This is a genomic window from Stenotrophomonas pictorum JCM 9942 (assembly GCF_001431585.1).
In the GTDB taxonomy this organism is placed as follows: Bacteria; Pseudomonadota; Gammaproteobacteria; order Xanthomonadales; family Xanthomonadaceae; genus Stenotrophomonas; species Stenotrophomonas pictorum.
Genome location: NZ_LLXS01000014.1, coordinates 26,994 through 38,102 on the forward strand (window position 1 = coordinate 26,994; position 11,109 = coordinate 38,102).

The following is an 11,109-nucleotide window of genomic DNA, read 5'->3' on the forward strand; positions in this document are numbered from 1 at the left end:
GCGGCCTCGAGCCGCCGGCCGCACCGCACACGTTTCGTATCGAATCCAACAACGCCACTTGAGGACCCACGTCATGGCGAAAAACTACAAATTCCCCGGCGCCGTGATCGATATCACCGCTGCCGCCAACCTCGCCAGCGGCCAGGCTGCCATCGTCGGCACGCTGCTCGCCGTAGCCCTGGTGGATATCCCCAGCGGCAGCAAGGGCAGCGCCCAGATCGAGGGTGTCTTCGAGCTTCCCAAGCTGTCCACCGCCGACGTCACCGAAGGTGCCGCGTTGCATTGGGACGTCTCTGCCGGCCAGTTCATCGTTGCCGCCACTGCGGCGGGCGATCTGGAGAACTGCGCGATCGCAATCGCTGCGGCCGGCAATGGCACCACCAAGGTGCTGGCCAAACTCGTGCCGGGTGCCGGCGCGCTGAAGGCATGATCCACGCCCGCCACCGCACACAGACGCCCGGGTGGCGTGTGCGGTGGTGGGGCTTCCAGATGAACCAACAGGGGATGACCGTGCGCAGCGAGGGCCTGACAGAGATGGCAAATCAAACCTCCACTGCCGTCAACGTTGCCAGCAAGGTCACCACCTATGGCGGCAGTGCGGGGGCCGTGTTCTTCGGGCTTACCGCAAACGAAATGGCAGCAGTGAGCGGCGTGGTGATCGGCCTGTTGGGCCTGCTCGTCACCGTGATCTTCAAATACCGCGACGACCGCCGCAACGCCCAGCGCCACGCGCTGGAAATGCGCCGGCTGCAGCGCGAGGTGGACCACCATGTCTGATCGCAGCGCTGTTTCTCCAATGCGTATGGCCGCCGCCGGCCTAGTGCTCAGCGTCGCCGCCTTCGCCGGCTGGGTTGCGAAGGAAGGCGACGGCCCCACGGCCGTTCGTGCTGATGGCCAAGTGGTCCATAAGCCGTATATCCCGACCAAGGGCGATGTGCCAACCATTGGCCACGGCTCCACCCGCTACGAAGACGGCACGCCGGTGCGCCTCACTGATGCGCCGATCACGCGTGCACGTGCCCAGCAGCTCGCCCGAAACCTGCATAGCGAAGAAGAGGTGCGCTTCAAGGCGTCGATTCCCGACGTGTCACTCACGCAGGGCGAGTACGACCTGTATGTCGACTTCACTGGGCAGTTCGGCATCGGCAACTGGCGTAACAGCTCCATGCGCCGCCGCCTGCTGGAAACCCGCACCGCACCCCCGGCCCAGCTGCCAAGCCTGTACCGCGCCGCGTGCGACGCGCTACTGCTGTGGAAGAAGCAAGACGGCCGCGATTGCTCCCTCCCGCAGAACTGGGGCCCGAATGGCTGCAAGGGCGTGTGGACCCGTCAACAGGAACGTCACGCCAAGTGTTTGGCCGAGCAGGTTGCGCCATGAATGTTGATGCTCTGATTCTTCTTCGTTGCCCGGATTGCAAGCGCGAACTCCAGGTGCAGCGCGACGAAATGGACTACCCGGAAGCGGTGCGGGTTGAGGTTCGTTGTGATCAGTGTGACGACGGAGACTTTGCGGAAGTCATGCACTTCGATGCGGACGGACAGCACATCACGCGTGATCCGGACCCCAGGGGTGCCAAATGATCACCCGCTACCTCGCCGCCCTGTTCCTGATTCTGCTCGCCGTTGTCGTCTGGCAGCGCGGCAGTGTCTCCATCGCCCACCGTGCAGCCGACAACGCCGCCGCGGCACGTGACCGCGCCATGACCGAGCGTGATGCAGCCAAGGCCGAGCTGGCCCAGGCCAATACCGTCATCGCCACCGAGCGCGCCAACGCGGCCAAAGCCAGCGCTGTGGCCGCCCAATACGAAAAGGACAAAGCCGATGCGCAAGCCGCTTCTGATCGCCTTGTTGCTGACCTGCGTGCTGGCAACCAGCGGCTGCATGACCGCTGGCAAGCAGCCATCGCCACCAGCGAACTGTCCGCAGCCGCCGCAGCCGGCGCCCTCGCTGATGGTGGCGCCGCAGACCGGTATGAAAGTGCGGGCCGAGCTATTGGCGCCGCCGACGCCTGCGATGCACAAGTGAAGGGACTGCAGGCCTTCGCCCTGCTGTGTAGCGGGGGTGTCCGGTGAGCCTTGTGCGCATCGCGGTTGACGCGGACAACCTGCTGGGCCGCCAGTTCAGTGAGCTGGAGCGGCAGAACCTTGGCTTTGCAGTGATGCAGGCTTGCAACGCCACTGCTTTCGAGATCCGCCAGACCTGGGCACGTACTGCCGGCCGCGTGTTTGATCGCCCCACCGCGTTGACCGTACGTGCCGCCCAGTACAAAAAGGCCACGCCACAGAAGCTGTTTGCAGAGATCTACCTTCGCGACGAAGCCTCAAACGGTACCGCGCCAGCCAAGTATCTGCAGGCGCAGGTGGATGGTGGCCAGCGCCGTAAGAAGGGCTTCGAGGTGCTGCTGCAGCAGAAGGGCGCGATGCCTGCCGGTATGTTCGCTGTCGCTGGCAAGGGCGCGGAGCTGGATCGCTTCGGTAACGTCAAGGCCGGTCAGGTGAGCAAGATCCTCTCGCAGCTTGGCGCGCGGCAAGATCGCTACCAGAACCAGAGCGACACCAGCCAGAAGCGTCGGCGCGCCCGTCGCAAGCGCGGTGGCGAGTATTTCGTTGTGCAGCAGAAGCGTGGCCGGTTGCTGCCTGGTGTCTATGAGCGAATTGAAACCGGTTTCGGCTCTGCTGTGCGCAGCGTGTTCATCTTCACGCGCGATGCGCGCTACAAGCCCCGCTACAACATCTTCGCGCTCGCGCAGCGGGAATGGGACCGGTTGATGCCGTTCTACTTTAACCGCGAGCTGGAAAAGGCGCTCCAGTCGTCCAGGTACCGGGGGCACTCATGAGCCAGAAGGCCTTTCTGCAGGCATTCGACCAGGACGCCATCGGCAGCTTCAAAGCAGCGGGCATGGCCGATGCCGCTATCTACACCGGGCCCGCCACCGGTTCCGCGTCTGTGCCATGTGATGTGTTGGTCGACCGCGGCACGCAGGTGTGGGGCGAAGACGCATCACCGGTCGCCTTGGGCGAAATCAGCATCGCGTTCCAGCGCGTCCAGGTGGTGCCGGAGAAGGGCGGCATCGTCGTGGTCGACGGCGACACCTACCGCCTCACCGACAAGCACAAGGACGACGCATCGCTGGTGCGCTGGCTGGTGGTGCCGCATGGCTGACCTCACGCCGCGCCGCAAGCTGCTGGACGCCTTCGTGCTGAACCTGAAGCGCATCGATGGCACCGGCCCATATCGCACCACCGTCGGCACGGTGGCCACGCTCGAGCCGGGCCAGCTGGATCCGGAGCACGTTGAGGATGGGCTGGCTGTCTACATCGACAAGCAGGAGCGCGCGAGCGACCCGGCCCTGCAGCGCACCCACAGGCTCACCACGGTCGCCATCGTCGTCAAGCGCCAGGGCGGCGAGGCCGCCGAGGAATCGCTCGACGACGTGCTTGAGGACATCGAGCAGGCGATGGAAGGCCGTCAGGTGACGTGGCCGGCCGGCTTCGGGCAGCCAGCCTACCAGTCCATGGAACCCCTGCGCGCGCCAGCCGGTGCCGACTGGATCGGCGCACTCATCCGCTACACCACCAGCATCCCCAAGTTGACCCGTTAACCGCCGCCCCGCGGCACCACTGGAGATTAACAAATGAAAGACCATAGCTACCTGGGCAGCGGCAAACTTCTGATCCGCGAGTACGGCGCCGCCGCCGCGTTCGAAGAGGTGGGCAACTGCTCGGCACTCACCTTCTCGCCGCAGGAAGAGAAGAAGAACCTGGTTGACCACACCAACCCCGGTGGCGGCAATCGGAACGAAGTAGCACGTCTTACCGGTGTGGAGGCTGCCTACACCTTCCACGACTTCGCCGCCGAGAACTTCGCCCGCACCCTGCGCTCATCCGTCACCGCCGTGGCCGCTGGTACCGTCACCGATGAAGAAGTGGTTGCCTACAAGGGTGGCTTTACCCCGCTGTCGAAGGTAGCCACCGGCATCACCGCGGTGAAGGCTGCCGGCGGCGCCACTACGTACTCACCTGGCACCGACTACGAGTTTCGCGATGGCGGCATCTTCATCCCCGCCGGCAGCACCATCACCGCCCCGTTGTCTGGCGCCGCCAATATCAAGGTCACCTATGCCAACGCCGCGCAGAAGGTGGTGGAGGCGCTCACGCAGTCGGCCAAGCAGTACGAAATGCTTTTCGTGGGCCTGAACGAGGCGCAGAGCGGCAAGCGCGTGCGTGTTCATGCGCACAAGGTCAGCGGCGGCCTGCTGGCCAGCATGGGCCTGATCGGCGAAGAGTACGGCGCCGGCGAAGTCACCGGCGGCCTGATGGCCGACACGACGAAGGGCACCGGCCTGTCGCAGTACTTCACCGTCACCATGGAAGACGTGGCATGACGCATCCCGTAACCGCTGACGTGGACGTGCTGGCCCCGGCCAGCACGTCGGTGGGATTTGCAGGGCGGCAGGTGGAGATCCTGCCGATCCCGGTCGGCCGGATTCCCGTGCTCATCCGCACAGCCCGGCCGGTGATCGATGCGCTGATCGCCAACAACGTGCTTACCGGTGAAGGCGACGAGCTTGATATCGACGTGATTCAGATCGTCGACCTGATCGGTGACCACGGCGAGCAGTTCTTCGAAGCGCTCTCGATCGCGGCAGGCGTAAGTGTCGCCGATGTGGAAGCCGCCAACCTCGATGACGTCGTGAGGCTCACGCAGACCTGTGTGCGGGTGAACCGCGATTTTTTTACGAAGAACGTCGTACCCCTCCTGGCCGGCATGGCACGGCAGCTGCCTGGGGTTGGGCCGACGCCCTCCAGCTCCTGATCGAACAAGGGCACAGCTTCAGCGACATCAAGCAGTACACGCTCGGCCAGCTTCGGGCCTTTACCGAAGCGGCCGAGCGCAGCCGGCGCAGGCGGCTGGCGGATGACGCGGTAACCGCACGTGCGGCGCAGTACGACGGCAAAGACTTTTCAGCGTATCTAAAAGGGCTCACCGGCTGATGGCTACCAACCCCAATCTACGTGTACGCATCTCGGCGGACCTGGCTGATATCAAGCAGGGCTTGGCGGTGTTGCGTGGCGATCTGAACAAGCTCAAGACTGACGCTGCGCGATCCGGGCCCGATACGCGGGGCTGGGTGAACGGTTTGAAAGCAGCCCGCGCGCAACTCGTGGGTTTCGTTGCCGCATACGCCTCGCTTCGCTCGCTTGGGGCGATGGCCAAGGTTTCCGACGAGGCGGCCGGCATCTCCGGCCGCCTGCGCCTGGCGACCAAGAGTCAGGAGGAGTTCAACGCCGCGCAGGATGAAACCTTCGATATCGCCCAGCGTACACAGTCCAGCTGGAAGGAAACTGTAGGCCTCTACAACAAGGTTTCCCAGTCTGCGGACCAGGTGGGCCTGAGCCAGCAAAAACAGCTGGAGTTAACGGAGGCTGTCGCCATGGCGCTGGCCATCTCCGGCAGCACCGGTGAGGAAGCGGCCGGCGTGATGCGCCAGTTCGGGCAGGCGCTGGGCAGTGCCCGCGTGCAGGCTGAGGAGTTCAACTCGATCAATGAAGGTGGCCAGCGGATCGTGCAGTCGCTAGCAAAGTATTTCGGCATTGCGACTGGGCAGGTGAAGGCCTATGTGAGTGCCGGAAAGGTTGGTAACAAAGACCTCGCTCAAGCGCTGATCAAAGATTTCGAAGCCCTCCAGGATGAAGCAGCGAAGGTGCCGAAGACGATCAGTGGCGCGTTTAACGAAATCCGAAATTCGTTCGTCAGATTTATGATGGACCAGAACGAAGCTACTGGGTCGACACAGGCCTTCGTTGCTCTTCTGCGGGACATAGCCCGCGATCTGCCCCAGTTCTTTGAGCCGATTCTGACGGTTATGAAGCAAATTGCCGGGGTGATGCGCGAGGGTGAGGAGTCCGCCGAGGGGTTCGGAAGGAAGGCCAGCTGGCTGATCGATCTCGGGCAGACTCTTGGCAGTGTCATCCGCGTGCTGGCTGCCGGCTTCGTGATGCTCAAGAACGTGGTGGAAATCGTCACGGTCATCATGGCGAACCTGTATGCGACCACCTACACGTTAGCCGAAGGGCTGGTTCGAGATCTTGGCGGCGCGTTCAAGGCTCTCGGCAACTCCTGGGATGCGCTGAAAAGTGATGGGCCGGTTGCCGCAGTGAAGGCCTATGCCGCCGGTGTTGGTGATGTCATGGACGACATGACTGCGCGGCGAAGGACGTTGGTCGCTGGGTTCCAGGCAACCGGAGAGATGCTTCGCGCAGATGCTGCGGATCTCAAGCGTGGTGTCACCGCCCTGTTTTCGGATATCGACGCGACGGTGGCCCGCGTGCGTGGCAAGGCCTCCACCGAGGGTGGCGACGGTTCTGGCGGCGGTGGTGGCAAAGGCACCGGCAAGGCCGTTGCCGCGTCCAATGCACTGCTGCGTGATTCGGTCACCCGGGCGCTGGCCGAGCTGGACCGGTTGTATGCCGAGAACGAGATCGGCATGCGGGAGTACTTCGCCACACGGCTGGAACTGCAGCAGCAGTCCATCGATCTGCAGATCGCCCAGGCCCAGGCTGAGTTGGCGGTGACGAAGGAAGCCGGAAAGCGGCAAAAGCTGGAAGAGCAGATCCTGATCCTTCAGCGCGACCGCGCCGACATCGGCGCCAAGGGCGCGCAGGATCAGAAGAAGGCTGAGGACGAACTTGCCAAGTCACTGGGCGACATCAAGTTGCGGCTCATGGAGCTGGACGGCAACACCGGCGCCGTGGAGCGCGCGAAGCTCGAGGCTGAGTACCAAGAGCTGTTCAAAAAGCTCGATGCCAACAGTGATGCCGCCGGCAGGAAGATGGTGGAGAACCTCATTGGCCGGTTGGTAGCCAAAGCTCAGGCGGATGAGCTTAAAGCAGCTGGCGATCGGATATCGGAGGCGCTCCAGGGTAAGGAGAGCAGTATCAGCGCTCAGGTGGCAGGCGGGCTGCTGGGCTATGTGGAGGGTGAGCGCCAGCTCTCAGAAGCGCGCCGGCTCGCAGCTTCAGAGTTCCGTGCGCTGCGTGAGTCGGCGCTCGCGTATCTGGCAACTCTGGATCCGGCAAGTGCAGAGGCCGCCAACGCGCAGTTGCTGCTGCATTCGTTGAATGCAGATATCGCCAATATCGCCGCGTCACAGAATCAGCTGCGTCAGGATGTGGGCGATTCCAGCGTGTCCGCGCTCACCAGTCTGTTCACCAACATCCGCGAGGGCGCGATGTCGGCCGGCGCCATGGTCCGCCAGCTCGCATTGGATTTTGCCCAGTCGCTTTACGACATGCAGGCCAAGGCACTTGCACAGAAGATTGGCGGTGCGCTTGCCAACATGTTCGGCGGCAACAAGGGCGGTGGTGTGGATGCGGGCGCGGTGAAGCTTGGGGCGGCGGCCAGTGCAACGGCTGCAGCTGGCGCGGTTATCCAGTCAGGCGCCACCGCGCTTGGCCTATCAGCTGCCTCGCTGATGACTGCGGCCCAGGCTTTGATGGTGGCCAACTCGGTAGGCGGCATTGCCGGCGTCGCCCACACCGGCGGCGTGGCAGGTCGTATCTCGGTGAAGCGCCGCGTCAGCCCGCTGCTGTTCGGCGCAGCGCCTCGGTATCACAGCGGCGGTATCGCCGGCCTCAAGCCGGACGAAGTGCCCGCCATCCTGCAAACCGGAGAGCGCGTGCTATCGCGCCGCCAGACTGCCATGTATGACGCCACCCTGGCTGCGGGTGCCGGTGCGGACCGTGTCACCACGCCCATCGTCGCCATCGGTGATGACGCGGTGGCCAACGCGCTGGCCAGTGCCGCAGGCGAAAAGGTTGTGTTGACCCACGTTCGCAACAACTGGGAGGGCATCTCGCGTGGCTGAGCCGCAGCTATGGCCATTTGGCGGTGCCGGCAATGTGTACTGGCAGTTGGAGTGGCTGACCGATGTGTTGCAAGCCAGTGCGGGGCTGGCGCATCACCGGCAGCTGCGCGATCACCCGCGCGTGCGCGTCGGCTTCGATGGGCTGGCGACGGGAGGTGACCGTCGCTGGCTGGAGAACCTGCTGGAGCGCAACGGCGGCCGGTCGTGGCGGGTGCCGCTGCCGGGCGTCGGCTTCGTGCTGGCCGCGCCGTTGCCGGTGGGGGCTGGCAGCGCGCCTGGCGCCACTGCCGGCACGTTCATCCGTACCGGGGCGCAGGCGGCGCTGGTATCCGATGACCCGCGCACGGCCGAGGCGGTGGGCGTGGGTGACGTTCTGCCTGCCGGGGTGGTGCTGTCCGCGCCGACTATCTCCCCGCACGGTGCTGGCACACGGGTATTGCCGGTGTTCGCTGGGCGGCTTGGTGGTGCGCCAGTGATTGCGCGCTTTACCGGTGATGCGGCGCCGTGGCGGGTGGAGTTCGATCTGGAGGATCCGCTGCCGATCACCGCCGATGCTGGTGCAGCGCTCTACCGGAACTGGCCGGTGCTGGAGCTGCCGGTGGATTGGTCCACCGATCCAGATTGGCAGCCGCAGCGTGAGTTGCAGGGCGTGGATTACGGCACGGCAAAGCCGGTAGTTTCGGACCTGCTCGGCCAGTCGCGGCCGGTCATCCGGCGGCATTGCACCGCGGCCAATGGCGCTGAAGTGATGCAGCTGCTTGGATTACTGTGGGCGCTGGCAGGCCGCGCTATGCCGGTCTGGGTGCACACACAGGCCCAGGACCTTGTGCTGTCTGGAAGCGCGGGCGCTACCGCGACCACGGTGGACGTGCAGTGGGCTGGTCTTGGCATCGGTCCGCGCCCACCGGGGCGGCGTGACCTGCGTATCGCCCTGCAAGATGGATCCGTTCTCTATCGCCGTGTGACTGCAGTTTCCAGCCCCAATGCGGGCGCCGAGCGCCTCGCGCTTGATGCAGCGCTGGGTGTGCCGGTCTCTCCGGCGGATGTGCGGCAGATTTCGTGGATGGCGCTGTGCACCCAGTCTGCTGACGTGGTGCGCATCAATTGGTGGCGCCACGACGTTGCCGAGGTTGCACTGAGTTTTCAGGCGGTGCCGCATGAGCATTGAGGTGTGTGATGCTGCATGAGCGTTTCGGTCGCAAGCCGGTCCACCTGTTTGTGTTCACTCGCCAGCACCTGGTATGGCGGTATTGCACGGCCGATCGCGACATCGAGGTTGATGGCAAGGTCTACCTGTCAGCGCAGATTGAGCGCAGTGCGATCAAGCAGACGATCGAGCGTGCCAAGGACAAGCTGAGCATCAAGTTCGCGTATCTGCTGGATCCAGACGCTGCGGAATACCCGGTCACCGAGTCGCTGGGTGACAACTGGTATCCCTACGCCCCGCACGACGCGATCGGCGTGGTGTGCATGGAGTTCGATGCCGGCACAGGGGGCGTCCCGAAGGTTGAATGGATCGGGGTGGTCATCCAGCCCAAGTTCGGTGATGCAGAAATTGAACTGACCTGCGAGCCAGGCAATGGCATCAACCGCGCGCGCGGTCAGGGGTCGTGCTGGCAGCGGACTTGCGGTAAGACGCCGTACTCCACCGGCCTGCGCGGCTGCAATCTGGATCGCGCCGTTCTGCAGGTGAGCGGCGAGCTGTCAGCAGCGTCCAGCCAGTGGGTGTCGGCACCGGCCTTTGCGGATTCCGCGTTTACGCTGGCCGGTGGCTTCCTCAGCTGGACTGCCGCAAACGGCTTGCTTATGCGGCGGGAAGTTGCCGCGCATGAGCAAGGAAGCACGCAGCTGGTGCTCGTGCCCGGCGGCCCGAACCCCGCCACGGGCGATGCCGTGATCGCCCTGCCGACCTGCCCGCGTACGTGGCAGGCCTGCGCCGCGCGTGGCAACACCGACAACTACGGCGGCAGCTTGTTCAAGCCGGTCAAGAACCCCGTCGATGGAGTGAGCATGTCATGGGGCTGATGCCTGCAGTCCACCCGCTTCGCAAGAAGGTCGCGGTGATGATCTGGCGGCTGCGCCACTGGTGGCTGGATACGCCGTCGGGCGAGGCAGCGCAGAAGTACGTGTTCGCGTTCTCGGTTCTGGCGAGCGTGATTCAGTTTGTCCGGCTGGCAGTTATGGCACTGATACCGGCGGCGCCGGCCAAGCCAATTGAGGCGATCTGGCCGTTGTGGGTCATCAACCTGATCGTCATGGTCGTTGTGGCGGCGATTTCCTACGCCATGCGGCCCAAGCCAGAAACGCCCAAGCCGCTGGCTGGCGAAGCGCCGACCGTGGAGGACGGGCAAAGCGTGAAGCACCACTTCGGCACCGTATGGGTGGAAGATGAATTCATCCTCGCCTGGAAGGTAACGGGAACTGTACCGATCAAGTCAAAGGGCGGGAAGAAGTGATGGCCGAACTGAGCGTCACCACCGCCCATCTGCGCAGCATTCCCGGCTTTGGCCGCAAGCCGGGGTTCTGCGCTGCTGGTGCGCGTGCCTTCTTCAAGTCGCACGGGCTGGATTACCAGGCTTTCGCTCGCGAAGGCATCCCGGCATCGAAGCTGGAAGCCACCGGCGATGGTCTGGCCCTGGCACTGGTCGCGTGGGCACGCGAATGCGAGGCCGCCGATGGGCGGTAAGAGCAAGAGCGCCACCGTTGGGTACTGGTACGAGGTGGCTTTCCACAGCGGCCTCGGAATTGGCCCGATCGATGCGTACCTGGAATTTCGGGGCGGCGATAAGACCGCATGGCGCGGTGAGGCCACGCAAAGCCAGACGATCCACATCAATGCGCCGAACCTGTGGGGCGGCGAGAAAGATCAGGGCGGCATCGTCGGCTCGGTCGACCTGATGTTCGGCGAAGCCACGCAGCAGCCAAACAGCCGCCTGGCGAGCATCTTCGGACCGCAGCAGCCGGCGTGGCGCGGGTTCGCAACGCTGGCTTTCGCCGGCAAGTACGGGGCTATGAACCCGTACCCGCAGAAGGCCAGCCACAAGATCCGCAAGATCCGTGAGGGCTGGGATGGCGAGTGCTGGTATCCGGGCAAAGCCGCGATCCCGATGCCGACGTGCGCGGGTGGCGACCCCTATATCTATGCGACGTCGCCACTCTATCCCGTGGTCTTCCCGCCGAAGACCGGCGACGTTGCAGCGACAACTCCCTCAGTTATCAGTGGTTCCCTGCGCGACATTTAC

The 11,109-nt window shown here is 64.3% G+C and carries 15 protein-coding genes and 1 pseudogene; all 16 read left to right on the plus strand.

Annotated features, from left to right (window positions below):
• Positions 1-73: 73 nt before the first annotated feature.
• On the plus strand, positions 74-430 hold the full coding sequence (locus ARC78_RS05975; RefSeq protein WP_054658806.1) for a DUF2190 family protein: 357 nt from the start codon (positions 74-76) through the stop codon (positions 428-430).
• Positions 427-777: a holin gene (locus ARC78_RS05980; RefSeq protein ID WP_096144913.1), complete on the plus strand. Its 351-nt coding sequence runs from the start codon at positions 427-429 to the stop codon at positions 775-777. Before ARC78_RS05975 ends, ARC78_RS05980 begins: the two co-directional genes overlap by 4 nt.
• Positions 770-1,378 carry a glycoside hydrolase family protein gene (locus ARC78_RS05985; RefSeq protein ID WP_054658811.1) on the plus strand — a complete coding sequence of 203 codons (609 nt, stop codon included), beginning with the start codon at positions 770-772 and terminating at the stop codon, positions 1,376-1,378. Before ARC78_RS05980 ends, ARC78_RS05985 begins: the two co-directional genes overlap by 8 nt.
• Entirely contained in the window at positions 1,375-1,581 is a 207-nt protein-coding gene (locus tag ARC78_RS05990) for a hypothetical protein (RefSeq protein ID WP_054658813.1), read from the plus strand. Before ARC78_RS05985 ends, ARC78_RS05990 begins: the two co-directional genes overlap by 4 nt.
• Complete coding sequence (locus ARC78_RS05995; RefSeq protein WP_054658815.1) at positions 1,578-2,072, plus strand: lysis system i-spanin subunit Rz; 495 nt, start codon at positions 1,578-1,580, stop codon at positions 2,070-2,072. The genes ARC78_RS05990 and ARC78_RS05995 overlap by 4 nt, the downstream gene beginning before the upstream one ends.
• Positions 2,069-2,836 (plus strand): hypothetical protein, encoded by a 768-nt coding sequence (locus ARC78_RS06000; protein WP_057505918.1) that lies wholly within the window; start codon positions 2,069-2,071, stop codon positions 2,834-2,836. The genes ARC78_RS05995 and ARC78_RS06000 overlap by 4 nt, the downstream gene beginning before the upstream one ends.
• Entirely contained in the window at positions 2,833-3,162 is a 330-nt protein-coding gene (locus ARC78_RS06005; RefSeq protein WP_054658817.1) for a head-tail joining protein, read from the plus strand. Before ARC78_RS06000 ends, ARC78_RS06005 begins: the two co-directional genes overlap by 4 nt.
• Entirely contained in the window at positions 3,155-3,601 is a 447-nt protein-coding gene (locus tag ARC78_RS06010; protein ID WP_054658820.1) for a hypothetical protein, read from the plus strand. Before ARC78_RS06005 ends, ARC78_RS06010 begins: the two co-directional genes overlap by 8 nt.
• A gap of 33 nt (positions 3,602-3,634) precedes the next feature.
• Positions 3,635-4,384: a phage tail tube protein gene (locus ARC78_RS06015; protein ID WP_054658822.1), complete on the plus strand. Its 750-nt coding sequence runs from the start codon at positions 3,635-3,637 to the stop codon at positions 4,382-4,384.
• The gene (locus ARC78_RS06020; RefSeq protein WP_054658824.1) at positions 4,381-4,815 is read left to right on the plus strand and encodes a hypothetical protein; all 435 of its coding nucleotides are present in this window, start codon (positions 4,381-4,383) and stop codon (positions 4,813-4,815) included. The genes ARC78_RS06015 and ARC78_RS06020 overlap by 4 nt, the downstream gene beginning before the upstream one ends.
• Before the next feature lie 178 nt (positions 4,816-4,993).
• Positions 4,994-7,867, plus strand: coding sequence for a tape measure protein (locus ARC78_RS06025; RefSeq protein WP_054658826.1), 2,874 nt, complete (start codon positions 4,994-4,996; stop codon positions 7,865-7,867).
• Positions 7,860-9,035, plus strand: coding sequence for a hypothetical protein (locus tag ARC78_RS06030; protein WP_057505919.1), 1,176 nt, complete (start codon positions 7,860-7,862; stop codon positions 9,033-9,035). The genes ARC78_RS06025 and ARC78_RS06030 overlap by 8 nt, the downstream gene beginning before the upstream one ends.
• An 8-nt stretch (positions 9,036-9,043) precedes the next feature.
• Positions 9,044-9,892 carry a phage BR0599 family protein gene (locus ARC78_RS06035; protein ID WP_054660241.1) on the plus strand — a complete coding sequence of 283 codons (849 nt, stop codon included), beginning with the start codon at positions 9,044-9,046 and terminating at the stop codon, positions 9,890-9,892.
• On the plus strand, positions 9,883-10,323 hold the full coding sequence (locus tag ARC78_RS06040; RefSeq protein ID WP_241772683.1) for a hypothetical protein: 441 nt from the start codon (positions 9,883-9,885) through the stop codon (positions 10,321-10,323). The genes ARC78_RS06035 and ARC78_RS06040 overlap by 10 nt, the downstream gene beginning before the upstream one ends.
• On the plus strand, positions 10,323-10,553 hold the full coding sequence (locus tag ARC78_RS06045) for a hypothetical protein (RefSeq protein ID WP_054660243.1): 231 nt from the start codon (positions 10,323-10,325) through the stop codon (positions 10,551-10,553). The genes ARC78_RS06040 and ARC78_RS06045 overlap by 1 nt, the downstream gene beginning before the upstream one ends.
• Positions 10,543-11,109, plus strand: a pseudogene (locus ARC78_RS06050) (hypothetical protein); the annotation flags it as partial. The gene ARC78_RS06045 and the pseudogene ARC78_RS06050, both read left to right, overlap by 11 nt.

What these genes read in the sequence shown, in the direction of transcription:
- ARC78_RS06025 (WP_054658826.1), top strand. Translation starts at nt 4,994, where the DNA reads ATGGCTACCAACCCCAATCTACGTGTACGCATCTCGGCGGACCTGGCT.
- ARC78_RS06045 (WP_054660243.1), top strand. Translation starts at nt 10,323, where the DNA reads ATGGCCGAACTGAGCGTCACCACCGCCCATCTGCGCAGCATTCCCGGC.
- ARC78_RS06035 (WP_054660241.1), top strand. Translation starts at nt 9,044, where the DNA reads ATGCTGCATGAGCGTTTCGGTCGCAAGCCGGTCCACCTGTTTGTGTTC.
- ARC78_RS06010 (WP_054658820.1), top strand. Translation starts at nt 3,155, where the DNA reads ATGGCTGACCTCACGCCGCGCCGCAAGCTGCTGGACGCCTTCGTGCTG.
- ARC78_RS05995 (WP_054658815.1), top strand. Translation starts at nt 1,578, where the DNA reads ATGATCACCCGCTACCTCGCCGCCCTGTTCCTGATTCTGCTCGCCGTT.
- ARC78_RS06005 (WP_054658817.1), top strand. Translation starts at nt 2,833, where the DNA reads ATGAGCCAGAAGGCCTTTCTGCAGGCATTCGACCAGGACGCCATCGGC.
- ARC78_RS06040 (WP_241772683.1), top strand. Translation starts at nt 9,883, where the DNA reads ATGGGGCTGATGCCTGCAGTCCACCCGCTTCGCAAGAAGGTCGCGGTG.
- ARC78_RS05985 (WP_054658811.1), top strand. Translation starts at nt 770, where the DNA reads ATGTCTGATCGCAGCGCTGTTTCTCCAATGCGTATGGCCGCCGCCGGC.
- ARC78_RS05980 (WP_096144913.1), top strand. Translation starts at nt 427, where the DNA reads ATGATCCACGCCCGCCACCGCACACAGACGCCCGGGTGGCGTGTGCGG.
- ARC78_RS05990 (WP_054658813.1), top strand. Translation starts at nt 1,375, where the DNA reads ATGAATGTTGATGCTCTGATTCTTCTTCGTTGCCCGGATTGCAAGCGC.
- ARC78_RS05975 (WP_054658806.1), top strand. Translation starts at nt 74, where the DNA reads ATGGCGAAAAACTACAAATTCCCCGGCGCCGTGATCGATATCACCGCT.
- ARC78_RS06015 (WP_054658822.1), top strand. Translation starts at nt 3,635, where the DNA reads ATGAAAGACCATAGCTACCTGGGCAGCGGCAAACTTCTGATCCGCGAG.
- ARC78_RS06020 (WP_054658824.1), top strand. Translation starts at nt 4,381, where the DNA reads ATGACGCATCCCGTAACCGCTGACGTGGACGTGCTGGCCCCGGCCAGC.